An 18698-nucleotide genomic window follows, 5' to 3' on the forward strand; every position below is an offset into this window, starting at 1 on the left:
GCGCTCTGATGGGCTTGACGTGTGCTGGCATCACGAATGCCGCCCCCGCGCGACATGACGTCCTGATTCTCGTCTATCACCGCTTCGCGGAGCGCGTCACCGATTCGACCACGGTGCGCACGGAGACCTTCGAGTCGCAACTGCGCTTTTTCGAGGAGAACGGCTATCGGGTGGTGCCGCTGGCCGACGTCATCGCCTGGCATGCCGGCAGGCAGGATAACCTGCCGCCGCGCGCACTCGTCCTGAGTGTGGACGATGGCCACCGGTCCGTCTACGAGGTGCTGTGGCCGATGCTAAAGGGGCGCTCGGTACCCGTCACACTATTCGTTTACCCGTCGGCGATCTCCAATGCGTCATATGCCATGACGTGGGATCAGTTGCGCGCGCTTGCGCAATCGGGGAGTTTCGACATCGAGTCTCACACCGAATGGCATCCCAATTTCAAGACGGAACGCGCGCGGCTGGCGCCTGCGGATTACCGGCGCTTCGTGCACGATCAGCTTCGCCGTTCCCGAGATCGGATCGAGGCCGAACTGCATCGGACTGTTCGTCTACTGGCGTGGCCGTTTGGCATTTACGATACTGAATTAGAGGCCATGGCACGCGACGAGGGCTACACGAATGGGTTCTCTCTCGATGCCAAACCCGTCACGCCGCAGTCGAATGCCATGGCGATGCCGCGATATCTCATGACGCAGCACTGCGACATGACGTGCCTGCGCGGCATGTTGCGCAACGCACAAACGCATCATGATTAGCCGATGGATCGTCTGGAGTCTTTCGCTCCTGTGCCTGCAACCCGTGCCGCCGGCCACGGCAGACACCGTCGCGGCGACCGTCGTCGACGTGGCGACCCGCGAGCCGATTGCGGGCGCGACGCTGGTGAGCGGGGGCCGCGCCTGGACAAGCGACCGCAGCGGCGAGATCGTGCTCCCCGATATTGCGCCGGGCGCGCCGATAGCCGTCTCGGTGCGCGCGCCGGGGTATGCGAGAGTGCAAGCCTCGCTGCGCGGGGGAGGTCGCGCGAGCGTTGCCATGACGCCTATCCACCCCAAAGCCGTCTATCTCTCCGTGTACGGCATCGCGAGCCGTGCATTGCTCAATGCCGTGCTGGCGTTGCCCGAACGTACCGCCATTAACGCGCTTGTCATCGATGTCAAAGGCGATCGCGGCATGACGCCTTATCGCAGTCCTGCGCGGGAAGGCATCGGTGCGCAGGCGCATGTGCCCGCGAACGCACCACGGGTAAAGGATCTGCCGGCACTGGTGAAATCGCTGCATGATCGCGGCCTGTACCTCATTGCCCGCATCGTGGTGTTCAAGGACGATCCTTTGGCGCGGGCCCATCCGGAGTGGGCGGTGCGCGATGCCGAGGGCAACGTGTGGCGTGACCGCGAACAGCTCCGATGGATCGATCCGACGATTTCCGCCGCATGGACGCACAATCTTGACGTCGCCGAGGAGGCGGCGCGCATGGGGTTCGACGAAATCCAATTCGACTACCTGCGATTCCCGGACGCGCCCGGGTTGCAATTTCACGAGACCAACACCGCCGAACACCGGGTCGGCGCCATCACCGGCTTCCTGAGCGCTGCGCGCGAGCGCTTGCTGCGCTACAACGTGTACCTGTCGATCGATATCTTCGGCTACGTGTGCTGGAACCTCAACGACACGGCGATTGGGCAGCAGCTCGAGACCCTCGGCGAACAGGTCGATTACGTGTCCCCCATGCTCTACCCGTCGGGATTCACCTGGGGTCTCCCGGGATCCGATCCGCCGACCGATCATCCGGGCGAGATCGTGTCGCGCTCTCTCGCGCAAGCGATGCGCCGCACCGGACTGCCCGGCGTGCGTTTCAGACCCTGGCTGCAAGCGTTTCGGGACTACGCTTTCGACCGTCGAAATTTCGGCGCCGTCGAGATTCGCGCACAAATCGATGCCGCCGACGCAGCGGGGACCGACGGGTGGATGTTGTGGAATCCGCGCAATCGATACGACCCGATGACCTTGCCGCGCTGAAGGCGCCGCGTGTGCCGCGTGCCGATGGTCCATGAGAGAGGGGCCTCTGCGCTCGCATCACGAAGCGTCGCGAGAGATGTCGCGCCATTTGATCCAGGCCAAGTTCTCGCGCGCGCAACCGCTTACTGTATCTATATCTGGCGGGCAAGCATGGCGAGTCGCGTTGATGTCGACCGCCTGGCATCTCTCGGTGGCGTCAGCGGCGGACGCACATTCGACACGAGCCTGCGCCAGCGTTTCAAGGAGTCACGCCATGAAAGTCAGAGCCAGGTCTGCCATGGTCCGGCCCGCAAGGTGGGATCGTTTTCCGGACGAGCATGTCCCCGACAGTTACAAGCAACCCTCAGCGTCCCCCGCACTTGCGGCCTGCCCGGTGTGTCACGCCGTCTACCTGCGCGGGCATTGGCAATGGCGCGCCGTGCCGCCCGACGCGGTCACCGTCACTTGCTCGGCCTGTCATCGCATCGCCGACGGCGTGCCCGCGGCCCGTCTGGTACTGGATGGCACCTTCGAGGCTGCGCATCGACAGGAAATTCTCGGTCTGGTGAATCATCGCGCGCAGCGGCTGCACCGGGAACATCCGATGGAGCGCGTGATGGCAATCACGTCGGGCGAGGACGGTACGGCGATTACGACCACCGGAATGCACATTGCGCGCGATATCGGCAATGCCATTCACCATGCCTATGGCGGGAAGCTGGATCTCGACTACGGGCACGCGGAATCGGAACTTCACGTGCGCTGGCATCGATCCTGACGCAGGAGCCATCCCCATGCCGGTCATTCACGATTCGGCGTCGACCGTCTGCGATGCGGTGCTGGCGGATCGCTATCTTGCGCCGGGGGAGGCGGCGCGCGACGACGTCTTCCGACGGGTAGCGCGCGCGCTGGCCGAGGCCGAGCCACCGGATCGACGTCGCGATGCGGCGCGACAGTTCTATGGCAACATGCTGCGCGGCGCGATCGGGGCGGGCCGGATCATGGCCAACGCGGGCACCGGCAAACACGCCACGATGGTGAACTGCTTCGTGCACCCGATCGTCGGTCCGGACGTGCAGGTGGCCCGTCAGACCGACATCGCGCGCGCGCTCGCGCAGGCCACGACCACCCTGCGCATGGGCGGTGGTGTCGGGTACGACTTCTCGTCAGTGGCGCCCGTCGACGCACTGGTGTCTGCGTCGGATCATGGCACGGGCGATGTTTGCGACGTTATCGAGCGGTTCGATCTGGCCTGCCAATCGTTGGCCTTGACCGATACGCGCGGCGGTGCGCAGATGGCGGTGTTGCGCTGCGATCACCCCGATCTGGACGAATTCATCAATGCCAAGCGCGGACGCCGGCGCTGGGCGACATTGAATGTGTCGGTGGCGGCGACCGCCGAGTTCATGCACGCCGTTGCTCGCGATACCGAGTGGCCGCTTCAGCATCGCGCGGCCCCCAATCGGCAACGACTGGCGGCGGGCGCGCATTTGCTCGATAACGGCAACTGGTGCTACGCCCGGGTGCCCGCACGGCAATTGTGGGCGCGGATCGTCGAAGCGGCCCACGGAAGCGCCGAGCCGGGCTTGCTGTTCATCGACACGATCCGCGAATCCAATGACCTTGACGGCATCGAATCGATTGCCGCGACGAATCCATGCGGTGAACAACCGCTCCCGGCGTGGGGAAGTTGCGTGCTCGGTCCGATCGATCTGTCGAGGCGAGTCAGGCATCCGTTCGGCGTGGGGGGAATGCCGGCGTTCGATTTTGCGGGTCTGGCGCGGCTCGTCCATGTCCAGGTCAGAATGCTCGATAACGCAATCGACGTCACGCGATGGCCGTTACCGGAGCATGGACACGAAGCGCGAAGCAAGCGAAGGATCGGTGTGGGCGTTACTGGGCTGGCCGATGCGCTGACGATGATGTGTCTGCGCTACGACACGCCGCAGGGCAGGGACCTTGCCAGCGCCATCGGACGATGCCTGCGCGACAACGCTTATGCGGCGTCTGCGGCATTGGCGCGCGAGCGCGGGGCGTATCCGCTGTTCAGCGGCGAGCGCAGCCTGTCGACGGCACGCTTTGCGTCGGCGTTGCCGGATGCCGTGCGCGCCGATATTGCGCGCTATGGGCTGCGCAATAGCCATCTGTTGTCGATAGCCCCCACAGGGAGCGTCAGTCTGGCGTTCGGCGGCAACTGCTCAAGCGGTATCGAGCCGGCCTTCGCCTTGGCGTATCAGCGTCAGTTGCGCTTGCGGCATCAGGCACCGCGCGCCTACCGTATCGAGAATCACGCCTACCGACGCTTCCGCGCGTTGTGTGGCGAGCAGGCGGCATTGCCGGACTACTTCGTCACGGCCAGCCAGGTCAGTGGAGACGACCACTTGCATATGGTGGCGGTGATGCAGCCGTTCATCGACGCAGGCATCTCGAAGACGGTGTTGGTGCCGAGTGGGGTGTCGCGCGAGCGGGTAGGGGAGTTGCTCTTTCGCGCCTGGCAGCTCCGGCTCAAAGGCGTGACGATTTTTCGGCCTGACCGGGCTGCCGACGCGGTGCTGAGCGTCTTGCCGGCGTCGGCCGGGCGCCCGGCATGCTTTTGCTGAGTGAGATGAACGAACCGAGCAAAACGCTGCCTGGAATCCGGCGTGCCTTTGTCCGTCGTTGACCCGTATCAAGGTCGAATGAGATCGGCTGTCTATGCTCCAAACAGCCGGGCAACATCGCCCGCCGTCGGTCTTTGGAGGATTCTTGCGATGAATGAGGCCAAGCTACCTGCGTACGCCATCGTGCACAATGCATCTCCTGTTCCGGTCGCCTGCGAGTCCATGCCGGTCATTGCGCTACCGCCGCCGAATCTGGATGACGGTGCCAACTTGATGATTTCACTGGCCCGTCGCAAGAGTGTGCGTGAATTTGCGCCAACACCGCTTTCCCTTCAGCAGCTCGGTGATCTTCTCTGGGCGGCCGACGGCGTCAATCGCGCCGACACAGGCGGGCGCACCGCGCCCTCTGCGCACGGTGTGAACGAAATCGACGTCTATGTCGCCCTGCCCGAGGGCGTGTACCAGTACGAACCGGCATCGCACAGACTGCGCCTCAAGCATGCCGTCGATGCGAGGAACCTCACCGGATATCAGGACTTCGTCGGTTCGGCGCCGCTCGATCTCGTGTACGTGGTCAATCACGTGCGCGCGGACCAATTTCCGCAGTCCCAGCGAGACTCGTTCGCCGGCATCGCCGTCGGCGCGATTGCACAGAACGTCTCCCTGTACTGTGCGTCGGCCGGGCTGGCGTGTGTCGTTCGTGGCTGGTTGAATCATCGGCTGCTGGCCAATGCGATGTCGCTCAACGAAGACGAAATTCCGGTGCTCGCCCAGACGGTAGGCCATCCGTTGGTGAAGGGGTGAACGGATGAGGCATGGGTGCGCTTTATAGGCGCGGGTTGGCTGACCTGCGACGGGCGTCTTCGTTTGACGTCGGTCAACACGGCAGATGCGCCAACGACCATGCTTGGCTCATGGCAATCGCCAATTTTCCCCGGGAACCTTCCCATGAGTTGCCATGCGCCTTCGCGGGAGCCGTCATGTCAAAGAACGTTGTCAAAGTCATCGAAATTCTCGCCGAGTCCCCCAAGAGTTGGGAGGACGCCGCGGCGAAAGCCGTCGCCGCGGCCCAAAAGTCCCTTCGCGATATCAAATCCATCTACATCGAGGATTTTTCGGCCGAGGTGGTCGACGGGAAGATCATCAACTATCGAATCACTGCCAAGCTGAGCTTCAAGCTTGAATAGCGGCCTGTCTCGGGTCAACCGATGCGGCATCGACGCTCCCGACGTTGTCGAGCCGCTACCGCAAACAGTGCGCGCCAAGACCGTCTGGAGCAAGTCCATGAAAATCATCGAGGTCGTTTTGTGTAGCCCGGTCCGCACGGCGATCGGCACGTATGGCGGGACGCTCAAGGATATGCCGGCGCCCGAGCTCGGCGCCGTGGTGATACGAGAGAGCCTGAAGCGTGCCAACCTGTCCGCGGACAAGGTTCAATCGCTGGTCATGGGGCATGTGATTCAGGCCGGTGCAAAGATGAACCCATCGCGCCAGGCGGGCATTGCTGGCGGCTTGCCGGTCGAGGTGCCTGCGCTCACCGTGAACCGGGTCTGTGGCTCGGGTGCGCAGGCGATCGCCAGCGCCGCGACCGAGGTCTGGTCCGGCATGATCGATTGCGCCGTCGCCGGTGGCATGGAGAACATGGATCGTGCGCCCTACCTGTTGCCGCAGGGACGCTGGGGGGCGCGCATGGGCGATGTGACGTTATTCGACAGCATGCTCATGGATGGACTCAACGATGCCTTCAGCGGCCAGCATTCCGGCTGGCATACCGAGGATCTCGTGACAAAGTGCGGCATCTCCCGGGAAGATCAGGACCGCTGGGCGCTGCGCTCGCAGCAACGCTTTTCTCAGGCACAGGCTGCCGGTCTGTTCGACGCCGAGATCGCACCGGTCGACGTTCCTGCTCGAAAGGGCGTGATCGTGTTTGCCCGGGACGAACACAATCGACCCGACACCACCGCGCAGTCGCTCGCTGCACTGAAACCGGCGTTTCGCAAGGACGGCACGATCACGGCAGGCAACGCGCCCGGCCTGAACAGCGGCGCCGCCACCATGATCGTTGCCGGACGTGACTGGGCCGAGCGCAACGGCCTGAGTCCAATGGCGCGCCTCGTCAGCTATGGAGTTGGCGCCGTGGCACCGGGCTTCTTCGGCCTCGGACCGATTCCTGCGGTGCGGCAGGCGATGGAGCGCGCCGGCTGGTCCACGCGCGACGTGGACCGGGTGGAGATCAACGAGGCGTTTGCGGCGATCGCTCTGGCGTGCCTGCGCGAATTGGGATTTGCGGAGGACGTTGTCAATACGGAAGGCGGTGCGATTGCCCACGGGCATCCGATTGGTGCAAGCGGCGCGGTTCTGACGACGCGTCTTTTGCACCAGATGGCACGCGGTGGAGGCCGGCGCGGGATCGTGACGCTGTGCATCGGAGGGGGGCAGGGCATTGCGCTGGCACTTGAGATGTTGTGATGGGCGGGCGCATGCTACTGGCTATCGGCCGGCGTGATCGAGGACGCGACGCAACTGACGATCCGGCGCCTGCCGGGAGGGCGGCCCCATGAGCACGTGGAACTGGCACACCGGGGCCGGTGGCTTGGTCGCGCCGGCCTTCCTTGTCGTGCTCAGCCTCGCCGGCGTCGCATGGACCTTCCCGACGCATTTGCCGCACTGGCGTGCCGTCTCGATCATGGCTGGCTGGGCCGGAACTGGATTGTTGGTGGGCAGTCTCGCCCTGATGGTGCGCGAGCCGCGTTGGTCCAGGATGCTGGGGGGCCTTGACACCATGTACCGCTGGCATCACCGCAGCGGTGTCATCGGCTATGTGCTCCTGCTCTGCCATCCCTTGGCACTGGGCGTGGCGGGGCTGACGACGTCGTTTCGCTCGGCATGGCGAGCCATCGCGCCCTGGTATGGCAGTTGGCCCGAGTGGCTGGGCTGGGTGGGTCTCCTTCTCCTCATGGCCGGACTCGCCAGTACCTTCAACCAACACCTGGGCTACCGACGCTGGAGGGCGCTTCATTACCTCGCCGCGCTGGGGATTGTCAGCGGGCTCTCGCATATTGTCGCGATGCGGGGCGAAGTGGGGGGCTTTCTCGCGTTCATTGGACTCGCAGCGATAGCGCTCGCGTGGCGCTTGCTGGCAATCGATCGCGGCCTGAGCGCCCATCTGTTTCGCGTCACACGCGTCGCATCGAAGGCGGCGGATACGATCGAGGCCACCTTGGCGCCGTGCGGCGGGGCTTTTCGGGTCGAGCCGGGACAATTCGTGCTGGCGGCCTTTGGCGACGGTCCCACCTATCGCGGCTGTGAGGAATTCCACCCCTTCTCTGTGAGCGGTATCGGTCCGGGCGGCGAGCTCTCGGTGGGCGTCAAGGCGCTCGGGCCGTGCACGAAGCGAATACAGACACTGACACCGGGCGCACTGGTGCGACTGCAAGGTCCCTTTGGACATCTCCTGGCGGATAACGCCGACAAGCCCCAACTCTGGATCGCCGGTGGCGTTGGCATTACGCCCTTCATGGCAGCGATCCGTCGCGGGAAGCTACCCCGGACAACGACACTGATCTACCTGTTCCGTCATGAACGCGATGCGGCGTTCCTCGACGAGTTGAAGGCGCTGGCACACGTTGAATCGGGTTTCGAACTGATCGCGCAAGCCAGCGGCGAATCGCTTCCCGATGTGCCAGCCGTGCTGTCGAAGGTGGCTTGCCTCGCACAAAGGCAGGTGCAAATCTGTGGGCCAGAAGGGCTGGTGCAAGCCGTCACGGTGCGACTCCACGAACTCGGTCTGCCCGCTCGATCCATCCACTACGAGCGCTTCGATTTCCGATGATGCGGCAACTTTTCAATGTCTCGACGATCCTCTTCTTCCTTGCCATCGGCGGATTCTGGATGGCCGGCGTTTTCGTGCCCGAGGCGCCCGATACTCGGGCGGAGGCAGTCCGAGAGGTCAGCTATACGCTGCAGGATGTCGCCCGGCACGCCACCGGGCGAGACTGCTGGATGGCAATCCGTGGACAGGTTTACGATTTCACACCCTATGTGCCCCAGCATCCCGCGGATCCGTCGCTCTTTCTCGCATGGTGCGGAAAAGAAGCCACACAGGCGTATTTGACCAAGACGAAGGGCCGCCCCCATTCACCCTATGCCGACCAGACGATGCTCAAGTACAGAATCGGCACGTTGCGCTCGGCCAACTGAGCGCCCGTGTGCCGGCGGGCGGTGGATCGCCAGACGTCGGTGGCACAAAAAGACGTCAGGGCGGACGCTTCGGACTCAACCGGAACCCACCGCCATTGGGGATGCGCGCGCTCAGGCCGCCAGTTTTTTGCTCCCGACCAGATACGGGCGCTCGGTGACTCGGACGGCTTCGGGCTCGGGCGCGATACGGAACTCCGTGACGGCCCCTTGCAGGCGCATCGCCTGCTCTTCCATTGACGAGGCGGCGGCGGCCGCCTCTTCGACGAGGGCGGCATTCTGTTGTGTGACCTCGTCCATCTGCGTCACGGCACGATTGACCTGCTCGATGCCATGACTTTGCTCGGTCGACGCGGCGGATATCTCGCCCATGATGTCGGTGACGCGTTTCACCGCCTGGACGATGTCTGTCATCGTTTGGCCGGCTTGCTCGACCAGCATCGATCCTTCTCGAACTTGCTGAGCCGAACTCTCGATCAGCGCCTTGATTTCCTTGGCGGCCGCCGCACTGCGCTGTGCCAGGGTTCGGACTTCGCCTGCAACCACGGCGAAGCCTCGGCCTTGCTCGCCGGCTCGCGCCGCTTCGACCGCGGCGTTAAGGGCAAGAATGTTCGTCTGGAAGGCAATGCCGTCGATCACGCTGATGATGTCGACGACCTTGCCGGAACTGTCCGAGATGCCGTGCATCGTGCCCACGACCTGCCCGACGACATTTCCGCCGCGCTCTGCGATTTCCGAGGCATTCACCGCCAGCGCGCTGGCCTGCCGCGCATTGTCGGCATTCTGCTTGACTGTGGCGGTGAGTTGCTCCATGGACGATGCCGTTTCCTCCAACGACGCCGCCTGTTCTTCGGTACGCGCCGACAGATCGGTGTTGCCGGCGGCGATCTGGCGTGCGGCCGAGGTGATCGATTCGGTACCGCCGCGAATACGGTCGACCGTGGACGAGAGGCTTTCCTGCATGGCGCGCATGGCGGCAAGCAGGCTGGTGGTGTCGCCCGGTTGCGTTTCGATCGTCATGGCAAGATCGCCCTGGGCAATGCGCCCGGCAATCTCGACGGCGTAGTGCGGCTCGCCGCCCAGGCTCTTCTTGATGTTGCGAATGATCAACAACATTGCCGCCGAAACAATGGTGCCGAGCACCACCAGCAGTCCGGCCCATTCGGCGAGAGAGCGGTAGAACGCATCGTTGATGTCGTCCGTGTAGACCCCGCCCGTAATGCACCAGTCCCACGGCGCGAAGTATCCGACACGGCTGATCTTGCCAACCGGCTTGTCGTGACCGGGCTTCGGCCATTGGTAGGTGAAGTACCCGCCTCCGGCCCGGCCGACGTTCGAGATTTCCCGAAACACGTATTGGCCCGTCGAATCCTTGAAGTCGGAGAGGTTCTTTCCGTCCAATTCCGGTTTGATGGGATGCATCACGACATTCGCGTGCGTGTCGGAAATGGAGAGATAGCCACTGTCGCCAAAACGCATGGCGCGCACTTCGGCAATCGCGTCGCGTTGCGCATCGGCTTTGGTGAGCGTGCCTTTGTCAGCGGCATCTGCATATCTCTTAATCACGCTGGTCGCGGAATCCACGACGTTCTTGAGGCCGAGCTCGCGCTCTGCAAACATGGTCTGACGCGTGTTGATCGAGCCCCAGGCGCAAATGACCAGGAGACTGATCCACATCAGGCCCAAGGCCAACAACAGTTTGGTGTTCAGGGTAAAACGGTGCACGACTACCTCCAGGACTGGCAGTGGGGGGCAAGAGGTTGACTTTGGGAGCGCGGCATCGCAATGGTGCGCCACGAATGGCGGACGCTTCGCAAGTCAGTTGGCCGACACTTTATCGACAGGTGACCCAAACGTCTGCCGGTGTTTTCGCTCATAGACTGAATTGCCCGGGGCGCGGACGCCCACGTCGATCAGAGCACGTTGCTATTCCGCCACGGCGTGCGTTTGGAGCGGGCGGAAGACGATCCACGCGGATGACGCCGATCTTCATCGCATCACGCGGCGTGCGTTCGTCACTGGCGCCGCATTACTTCGCGATCGCGCCGCTCAGCAGATGCGCCTCGGCATAAGGAAACACGATGTCCGGATTCGGACGAATCAGCTTCGTGTCCTTGCCGGCGTAGTGCAGGCGCGCGAGCAGGTCCTTGATGACATTGAGGCGCGCGACCCGCTTGTCGTCGGCGCTGACCACATTCCACGGCACGCCGTCGTTCGTACGGGAGAACATCTCGTTTCTCGCCTTGCTGTATTGCTTCCACAGCGCCACCGCTTGTTCGTCGATGGGGCTGACCTTCCACTGCTTGAGAGGGTCCCGACGACGCGACGCAATGCGCCGTTGCTGTTCGTCTTTGGTGATGTCGAGGTAATACTTGATAACGCGGATTCCCGAGCGCACCAGCATGCCTTCAAATGCCCCGACGCTCGACATGAATTCTTCATGCTCCGTCTTGGTGCAAAACCCCATGACGTGCTCGACGCCTGCGCGGTTGTACCAACTGCGATTGAACAGCGTGAATTCGCCGGGGGCGGGGAGTTCGGCAACGTACCGCTGGAAGTACCACGAACCACGTTCGCGGTCGGAGGGCTTTCCAAGCGCGACCACGCGCGTCTCCCGAGGGCTGAGATGTTCGACGATCCGCTTGATGGTGCCGTCCTTCCCGGAGGCGTCCCGGCCTTCAAAGATCACGAGGATTCTTTCGTTTGCATGGCTTAGGAAGTGCCGCTGCAGCTTGACCAGTTCAATTTGCAGCAAACGCAGTTCCCGCTCGTAGTCGTCCGCCGTGACGGAACTGACCTCCGCCTCGTCAGGATGATCGTGTGTCTTCGTCTTCATGCGGCTGCCCCGATTCACGCTGCACTGACACCACGGGCACCGACGGCCTCGTGGGCGATAGTTGGGTCACCTTCTCGGACAGCAGGAGTTCAAGCTCACTGCGTCCGACCACCTCCTGGACAAGGAGGCGTTTAGCCAAGGCGTCGAGCTTGGGGCGACAGGCCTGAAGCGTTTGTCGCACCCGCGCACTAGCCTCCGCCAGAATCTTCCGAACCTCCGAGTCGATCAGTCGCGCGGTTTCCTCGCTGCACGCCCTGCGCTCATGCGGCATCACGCCGATGCCGTTGAAGAGCGGATTCGGCATGTCCTCGTAAGTGGCCAGCCCAAGCGGCTCGCTCATACCGAACTGGGTAATCATCTGACGGGCAATATCCGTCGCGCGCTGCAGGTCGTTCTGTGCCCCGGTGGATACATCGCCAAAGACAAGCTGTTCGGCCATGCGCCCGCCGAGCAGCACGTCGAGCCGGTCGAGCAGCTCACTTTGCTTGAGCAGATAGCGATCCTCGGTAGGGGTCTGCTGGGTATAGCCGAGCGCCGACACGCCACGCGGAATGATGGACACCTTCGACACCCGGTCTGCGTGGGGGCGCATTTCCGCCACGATGGCGTGACCGGCTTCGTGGTAGGCGATGGTCTCCTTCTCCTGTGGATTCATCACACGATTCTTCTTTTCCAGGCCACCGACGATGCGGTCCAGCGCCTCGTCGAAGTCGACCATTTCCACGGCATCCTTGCCCTTGCGCGCGGCCAGCAGCGCGGCCTCGTTGACGAGGTTGGCGAGTTCGGCGCCAGCGAAGCCGGGGGTACGCGCCGCGAGCACGGTCAACTCGACGGTGGGCGCCAGGACGACGTGCCTGACGTGAACCTTGAGAATTTGCTCGCGGCCCTTGAGGTCGGGGCGGTCCAGCGCGACATGGCGGTCAAAGCGTCCCGGGCGCAACAACGCCGGGTCCAGAATCTCAGGCCGGTTGGTTGCCGCCATGATGATGACGCCCTTGTTGGTATCGAAGCCATCCATCTCGACCAACAATTGGTTCAGCGTCTGTTCGCGTTCGTCGTTGCCGGTAAAGGTGCCCAGGGCACGCGTCTTGCCGAGCGCGTCGAGTTCGTCGATGAAGATGATGCAGGGGGCCTTGGTCTCGGCCTGGTTGAAGAGGTCACGAACTCGCGCCGCCCCGACGCCGACGAACATCTCCACGAACTCCGAGCCACTGATGCTGAAGAACGGGACAGCCGCCTCGCCCGCGACCGCCTTGGCCAGAAGTGTCTTGCCGGTGCCGGGGGCGCCAAGCAGCAATACCCCCTTGGGAATCTTGCCGCCCAGTCGCCGGTAGCGGTCGGGATCTTTCAGGAAGTTCACGATTTCAGCGAGTTCTTCCTTCGCTTCGTCGATGCCGGCAACATCGGCGAAGGTCACACCGGTCTCCTTCTGCATGTAGACCTTGGCCTTGCTCTTTCCGATCTCCATGACTCCCCCCGCGGCCCCGCCAACGCGCTTGCTGAGGAAGCTCCAGAAGGCAAAGAACAGCGCTGCGGGGACAATCCATGACAGCACTGCGCCGATCCACTTGTTGTCGGCCTGCCCGACGAAGCGCACCTTTGCCGCTTCGAGTTCCTGGACCAAGGCGGGGTCATTGACGCGGATCGTCGAAAAGGCGTGCTCGCCCTTTCCCTGATGCTGCATCGCGTCAGCCTGGGGTTTGGGGAGCAAATTCTCGATGCCGTCGGTATTGAGCGTCCCCGTGATAGCGCCTTCGCCGAGCGTAATGTTCTTGAGCTTGCCCGCCTTCAATAGCACCTTGAAATCACTGTACGGCAGCGTCTCGACGTCCGAAGGGGAAATGAAGCTCTGAAGGATCAGCATCGCCGTGACGGCCGCGAGCAGGTACCAAAGGGAAAACTGTTGACGGGTTTCCATGGGATCCTTCCATCTTGCGGTCAGATTCATCATAGGCAGCGCGCCAAGCGCACCGCTTGACGGAGGTCAAGCCCCGATCTCGCCTGTCGCGGCGCATGTCGCACGCAGTGGCTCACCCGAGGCGCTCGCCGTCTCCGTCATGGCGATGCCGACCTTTGACACGCGTCAATGTGAGAGGGTGGGGAGCGGCGATAGTGAATAGGTTCGCCCCGGGAGGTCAACGTGAAATGGCATCTGGCCGTCAAAGGCTTGTTTCCGGCGCTCCTGCTTTGCCTGTGCCTTGGGGCAAGTGCCGAGGTTGCCATTCCCCCATTGACCGCCCGAGTCACCGACCTGACCGGCACATTGACCCGCGAACAGACGGCCGCCCTGGAGGAAAAGCTGCAAGCCTTCGAGGCCGCAAAGGGCAGTCAGATCGGGGTGTTGATGGTACCGACCACGCAATCCGAAGACATTGCGCAGTACTCCATCCGCGTCGTCGAACAATGGAAGCTCGGGCGCAAGGGTACGGATGACGGTGTACTGCTGATTGTCGCCAAGGATGACCGGCGAGTGCGCATCGAGGTCGGCTACGGTCTCGAGGGCGTGCTCACCGACGCCATCAGCAACCGGATCATCAATGAGGACATCGTTCCACGTTTCGAGCAAGCTGACTTCTATGGCGGCGTGAGTGCTGGCGTCGAACGCATCATGAGTGTTGTCAACGGCGAGCCGCTACCGCCGCCGAAGCGCGCCAGCGATGACGGGAGCGGCTCGGTGCGCGCCTTCCTGCCCGTCCTTCTGGTGCTCACGCTCGTCCTCGGCGGCGTGCTTCGATCGATCCTCGGTCGTGGCCCCGGCGCCGTCGCCACGGGCGGTGTTGTCGGCGTCATAGGCTGGATTCTATCGGGCACCATCGTCCTGGGTGTGCTCGCCGGGGCGATCGCACTTTTCTTTACGATGTTTGGCGGCTCCCATCTCGGTTTCAGGGGGATCGGTGGCATGGGCGGCTTCGGCGGGTCAGGGCGAGGCGGCTTCGGTGGCGGCGGCGGTGGATTCGGCGGCGGCGGCGCCTCGGGGAAATGGTGATGCCAAGCTTGCGGCGCATGGGGCGACACCTGCTGATGACGCACTGGAAAGTGGGGCAAGCCTTCCCGCGCAAAGCGCTGCAGGCGATCGAGCGGGCCATCTCGGCGGGCGAAGCCAGCCATATCGGTCAACTCTGCTTCGTCGTGGAGGGCGCGCTGAGCTGGGCCGGATTGCTCAAGGGGCTCACCGCCCGCGAACGTGCCATCGAAGTGTTCTCCCAGCAGCGCCTATGGGATACCGAACACAACACTGGCGTTCTGATTTACCTGCTACTGGCGGACCGCAGCGTAGAGATCGTGGCGGATCGCGGCATCCATCAAAAAGTCGGGGCGCGAGAATGGAGCGCCGTGTGCCGGCAGATGGAAGCCGCCTTTCAGAAAGGCGAATACGAAGCCGGTGTCATCGCCGGCGTCGAGTCCATTGGCCGGCATCTGCGGCAACACTTTCCGGCACAAGGCGTCGGCAAGAACGAACTGAGCGACAAGCCGGTGGTGTTGTAACGAGGCGCGGGGGGCGCTATTGGCCGACGGGTTGGCTCCGACAAGCCACGCATTGGCGCACGAACCGAACGGCAACGATTGCCCAACGGTTCGCGCCGATCACTTCACCGTGAATGAAAGCTTGCCGGTCACCGGATGCGTGTCGGAAGAAATGGCGCGCCAGTCGACGCGATAGGTGCCAGCCGGCAGGGGCTGCGACGGCGCGATGACCATGACCTTCGGATCGTCACTGCCGGACACCTTCGCGGCAACCCGCATCGGCGCATGGCTGGACATGCCCGGCATGCCTGTCATGACGAGCGCCGCGCCGGAAAACTGGGTCATCAGGTTCTCGGAAAAGTGCAGTTCGATCTTTTCGGGCGCCGCGCCTTCGGCATTTTCCTGCGGCGTTGAGGACAGCAGCTTGGGATGCGCGTAGGCGGCCGAGGCAAGGGTTGCCGTGGCGGCGATCACCGCGAAGCGAGCGGCGACGTGTCGAAGATTCATGGGTAACTCCGTGGGTAATGGGCGAGACAAAAATGGGAAAGCTCGGCGTGCGCCGGACTTTCGAGCGTCGACATCAGAACCAGGCGCGAACGCCCGCGACAAAGGACACTTCGCTGCGTCGCTGGCCCTCTTGTTCTGCGAAACGCGCCGTATTTCCGTAGCTTCGGTCCCAGTTGACGCCGATATATGGGGCGAACTGGCGATCGAGTTCGTATCGCAAGCGCAAGCCGAGCGAGGTCGATGACAAGCCCGCACCGATACCCCGGCTCGCATCGTTCTTGCCGTAGATATTGATTTCCGCCGTCGGTTGAAGCACCAGTCGGTTGGTAATGAGCAACTCGTATTTGCCTTCCAGCCTGGCGGCGGTCTGCCCGGCCTGACCGACATAGGCGGTTGCCTCCACGTCGAAGTTGTACAGCGCGAGCCCCTGCAGGCCTAACGCGGCCCACGTCTGGGACCGTCCCGGCTTGAAGTCGTGGCGAACGCCCCCGACCACGTCCCACCATGGACTGATCGCATGACCCCAAAGCGCCTGGACTTCCGCGTCCTCCAAACCATGTCCCGTCCGCTTGCCTTCCGAACGGATCCACAAGCGGTCGATATCGCCGCCCACCCAGGCTGTGCCTTCCCAGTTCAACGCATTGCCGCCGCCGGCGCGTTGCCATTCCAGTTTGTCGAACAGCACCAGGTAGTTGATCTGCGCGTCGCCCATATCGTGCATATGCCCGCCATGGAATACGGCATTGCGATCCGCGTCGGTGAGCGGCGGGACCGGAGACGCGGTCGGGGTCGATGCGGCGGGTTGCATGGGTTGAATCTCCACGTCCCCCGACGCGGCCTGAACGTGCGCGTGCGCCGGGGAAGCCGCCGACTGCGCAAGGACAGGAACGGCGTGACCGAAGGCGGCCGACACGCCGAAGGCCAGGGCGATTCGGTGGAGGTGTCGCGGGATCGTCGACGACATCGATTTATCCATTCGCATCATTCTTCCACGCGTACTTCGCGAAACATCCCCGTCTCCATATGGAAAAGCAGGTGGCAGTGATAGGCCCATCGCCCAAGGGCGTCGGCCGTGACGCGATAGCTTCGCTTCGACCCCGGGGCGATATCGATCGTATGCTTGCGCACCATGAACTTGCCTTCTTCGTCCTCCAGATCGCTCCACATGCCATGGAGATGAATCGGGTGCGTCATCATCGTGTCGTTGACCAGCACCAGCCTGACCCGCTCGCCGTACTTGAGGCGAATCGGCTTCGCGTCCGCAAACTTCACGCCATCGAACGACCAGGCGAACTTTTCCATGTGGCCGGTCAGGTGCAGTTCGATCGTGCGCGTCGGTTCACGTCCGTCGGGATCGGAAAATGCGCTCTTGAGGTCGGCATAGGTGAGCACGCGACGTCCGTTGTTGCGCAGTCCGATCCCTGGATCGGAGAGACGTGGCGTGGGGCTCATGGCTTGCGCATCGACCAGCGGATTTCCGCTTTCCGTTGCGGGATGCGATTGCATCGCACCCATGGCGCCCATGCCGGACATGGCTCCGTGATCCATGCCAGACATGCCCGCCGCAGCGCCGGTGGCCGATCCCGACATGCCGTCCATACCCGGCATCGCCCCCGGATCCGTGCCCGACGTGCCGTCCATGGTCTGCAGGTTTTCACCGCTCATGCTGGACATATCCATGCCCGGCATGGCGTTGGGATCCTTGGCAGGCGTGCCATCCATGGTCTGTATCGCGTCGTCGCTCGTGCTCGACATATCCATGCCGGGCATTGCGCTGTGATCCATGCCGCCCATGCCCATATCATCCATCGTGAGCAGCGGGCGCGGGTCGAGGGAGGGCACCTCGGCCGCCAAGCCTTCGCGCACGGCCAGCGTGCCGCGGGCAAAGCCGGTTCGATCCATCGACTGAGCAAAGATCGTATAAGCCGATCCATTTGCCGGTTCAACGATCACATCGTACGTTTCGGCGACCGCGATCCGGAACTCATCCACGCTGACCGGATTGACGTATTGCCCATCGGCCGCCACGACCGTCATCTTCAGGCCGGGGATTCGCACGTCGAAATAGGTCATGGCCGACCCATTGATAAAGCGCAGGCGGATGCGCTCGCCCGGGCGAAAGATGCCCGTCCAGTTGCCGTTGGGCGCCTGCCCGTTCATCAAATACGTGTACGTGTAGGCGCTGACGTCCGCCAGATCGGTCGGGCTCATGCGCATCTCTGCCCACATCTTTCGGTCGGCGATCGTCGCGCTCCACCCTTGGGTTCTGACGTCGTGAAAGAAGTCGGCGATCGTGCGCTGGTGAAAGTTGTAGTAATTGGACTGCTTCTTGAGCTTTGCCAGGATTCGCCGCGGGTCTTCATCCGTCCAATCGGAGAGCATGACCACGTAATCCCGGTCATACTTGAACGGCTCCGGATCCTTCGCGTCGATGACCAACGGGCCGTACACGCCCGTCTGCTCCTGCAAGGCCGAATGGCTGTGGTACCAATAGGTGCCGTGTTGCTTCACCCTGAAGCGATAGGTGAACGTTTCGCCGGGGTCGATACCGTTGAAGCTGAGCCCCGGAACCCCATCCATGTTGCTCGGCAGCAGGATGCCGTGCCAGTGAATGGAAGTCTGCGCCTGAAGCTTGTTCGCGACGCGCAGGGTAACGTCATCGCCTTCACGCCAGCGCAGGACCGGGCCGGGCAGGGTGCCGTTGATCAGTGTGGCCGTTCGTGTCTGGCCGGTAATGTTGATGGGGGTCTGACCAATATCGAGATCGAACTGGGTGCCCGTGAGCACATGGGGCTGGCCCGGGCTCGAGATCGCCCAGACTGGGGGACGCCACAGGCCAAGCCCGCCGGCAAGGCCGGCGGCCCCCAATCCCTTCACGAAGGTGCGTCTGCCGAAGTGCGTTTGCATGTATCCGTTTCCGATTGTCTCGACAACGCCGTATGGCTCGATGTCCGTCAGTCGGTACCGCGGTGTTCGCCCGGCCGGTACCTTGCGGCGTGGCACAAGATTATCCGGGCGCTGACATCGATAACATGACGGCAAAATGACGAATTTGTCATGATGAAGGGCTCCACGCGGAGAGGATGCGCGAATTC

General features: G+C 63.1%; 17 protein-coding genes. 11 read left to right on the plus strand and 6 right to left on the minus strand.

Annotated features, from left to right (window positions below; genetic code table 11):
- Positions 1–8 precede the first annotated feature (8 nt).
- From PCE31107_RS10435 to PCE31107_RS10475, 9 genes are all read left to right on the plus strand, one after another.
- Positions 9–758 carry a polysaccharide deacetylase family protein gene (locus tag PCE31107_RS10435; protein WP_246181785.1) on the plus strand — a complete coding sequence of 250 codons (750 nt, stop codon included), beginning with the start codon at positions 9–11 and terminating at the stop codon, positions 756–758.
- Positions 751–2019, plus strand: coding sequence for a putative glycoside hydrolase (locus tag PCE31107_RS10440; protein WP_150608234.1), 1269 nt, complete (start codon positions 751–753; stop codon positions 2017–2019). The genes PCE31107_RS10435 and PCE31107_RS10440 overlap by 8 nt, the downstream gene beginning before the upstream one ends.
- Before the next feature lie 253 nt (positions 2020–2272).
- Complete coding sequence (locus PCE31107_RS10445) at positions 2273–2776, plus strand: BCAM0308 family protein (RefSeq protein WP_174966620.1); 504 nt, start codon at positions 2273–2275, stop codon at positions 2774–2776.
- 16 nt (positions 2777–2792) lie between these two features.
- Positions 2793–4598, plus strand: a complete 1806-nt coding sequence (locus tag PCE31107_RS10450) for an adenosylcobalamin-dependent ribonucleoside-diphosphate reductase (RefSeq protein ID WP_150608236.1) — start codon at positions 2793–2795, stop codon at positions 4596–4598.
- Positions 4599–4748: 150 nt separating this feature from the next.
- Positions 4749–5402 carry a nitroreductase family protein gene (locus tag PCE31107_RS10455; protein WP_130025996.1) on the plus strand — a complete coding sequence of 218 codons (654 nt, stop codon included), beginning with the start codon at positions 4749–4751 and terminating at the stop codon, positions 5400–5402.
- A gap of 110 nt (positions 5403–5512) precedes the next feature.
- Positions 5513–5785: a dodecin family protein gene (locus PCE31107_RS10460; protein ID WP_246181786.1), complete on the plus strand. Its 273-nt coding sequence runs from the start codon at positions 5513–5515 to the stop codon at positions 5783–5785.
- Between the two features lie 97 nt (positions 5786–5882).
- Positions 5883–7067, plus strand: a complete 1185-nt coding sequence (locus PCE31107_RS10465) for a thiolase family protein (RefSeq protein WP_150608238.1) — start codon at positions 5883–5885, stop codon at positions 7065–7067.
- 88 nt (positions 7068–7155) lie between these two features.
- Complete coding sequence (locus PCE31107_RS10470; protein ID WP_150608239.1) at positions 7156–8430, plus strand: ferredoxin reductase family protein; 1275 nt, start codon at positions 7156–7158, stop codon at positions 8428–8430.
- Complete coding sequence (locus tag PCE31107_RS10475; RefSeq protein ID WP_150608241.1) at positions 8427–8798, plus strand: cytochrome b5 domain-containing protein; 372 nt, start codon at positions 8427–8429, stop codon at positions 8796–8798. Before PCE31107_RS10470 ends, PCE31107_RS10475 begins: the two co-directional genes overlap by 4 nt.
- A 111-nt stretch (positions 8799–8909) precedes the next feature.
- Here the strand turns inward: PCE31107_RS10475 and PCE31107_RS10480 are convergent, their stop codons facing one another.
- The 3 genes from PCE31107_RS10480 to ftsH form a co-directional block, all read right to left on the minus strand.
- Positions 8910–10520 (minus strand): methyl-accepting chemotaxis protein, encoded by a 1611-nt coding sequence (locus PCE31107_RS10480; RefSeq protein ID WP_150608243.1) that lies wholly within the window; start codon positions 10518–10520, stop codon positions 8910–8912.
- 304 nt (positions 10521–10824) lie between these two features.
- Positions 10825–11631 carry a polyphosphate kinase 2 gene (gene ppk2, locus PCE31107_RS10485; protein WP_150608245.1) on the minus strand — a complete coding sequence of 269 codons (807 nt, stop codon included), beginning with the start codon at positions 11629–11631 and terminating at the stop codon, positions 10825–10827.
- Positions 11603–13549 carry an ATP-dependent zinc metalloprotease FtsH gene (gene ftsH / locus PCE31107_RS10490; RefSeq protein ID WP_150608247.1) on the minus strand — a complete coding sequence of 649 codons (1947 nt, stop codon included), beginning with the start codon at positions 13547–13549 and terminating at the stop codon, positions 11603–11605. Before ftsH ends, ppk2 begins: the two co-directional genes overlap by 29 nt.
- Before the next feature lie 222 nt (positions 13550–13771).
- Here ftsH and PCE31107_RS10495 point away from each other — a divergent pair, with 222 nt between their 5' ends.
- Together PCE31107_RS10495 and PCE31107_RS10500 are read left to right on the plus strand one after the other, a co-directional pair.
- A complete protein-coding gene (locus tag PCE31107_RS10495; RefSeq protein WP_246181787.1) occupies positions 13772–14617 on the plus strand; it encodes a TPM domain-containing protein in 846 nt (281 codons plus the stop codon).
- Positions 14611–15117: a TPM domain-containing protein gene (locus PCE31107_RS10500; protein ID WP_217425196.1), complete on the plus strand. Its 507-nt coding sequence runs from the start codon at positions 14611–14613 to the stop codon at positions 15115–15117. Before PCE31107_RS10495 ends, PCE31107_RS10500 begins: the two co-directional genes overlap by 7 nt.
- 99 nt (positions 15118–15216) lie before the next feature.
- On the opposite strand, the gene copC is transcribed toward PCE31107_RS10500, so the two are convergent.
- The 3 genes from copC to PCE31107_RS10515 all read right to left on the minus strand — a co-directional run bounded on the left by copC (position 15217) and on the right by PCE31107_RS10515 (position 18510).
- A complete protein-coding gene (gene copC, locus PCE31107_RS10505) occupies positions 15217–15603 on the minus strand; it encodes a copper homeostasis periplasmic binding protein CopC (RefSeq protein ID WP_130025989.1) in 387 nt (128 codons plus the stop codon).
- A gap of 73 nt (positions 15604–15676) precedes the next feature.
- Positions 15677–16567: a copper resistance protein B gene (locus tag PCE31107_RS10510; RefSeq protein ID WP_246181788.1), complete on the minus strand. Its 891-nt coding sequence runs from the start codon at positions 16565–16567 to the stop codon at positions 15677–15679.
- 17 nt (positions 16568–16584) lie between these two features.
- The gene (locus PCE31107_RS10515; protein ID WP_150608253.1) at positions 16585–18510 is read right to left on the minus strand and encodes a copper resistance system multicopper oxidase; all 1926 of its coding nucleotides are present in this window, start codon (positions 18508–18510) and stop codon (positions 16585–16587) included.
- Positions 18511–18698: the final 188 nt, after the last annotated feature.

Source organism: Pandoraea cepalis (assembly GCF_902459625.1).
GTDB classification, from domain to species: domain Bacteria; phylum Pseudomonadota; class Gammaproteobacteria; order Burkholderiales; family Burkholderiaceae; genus Pandoraea; species Pandoraea cepalis.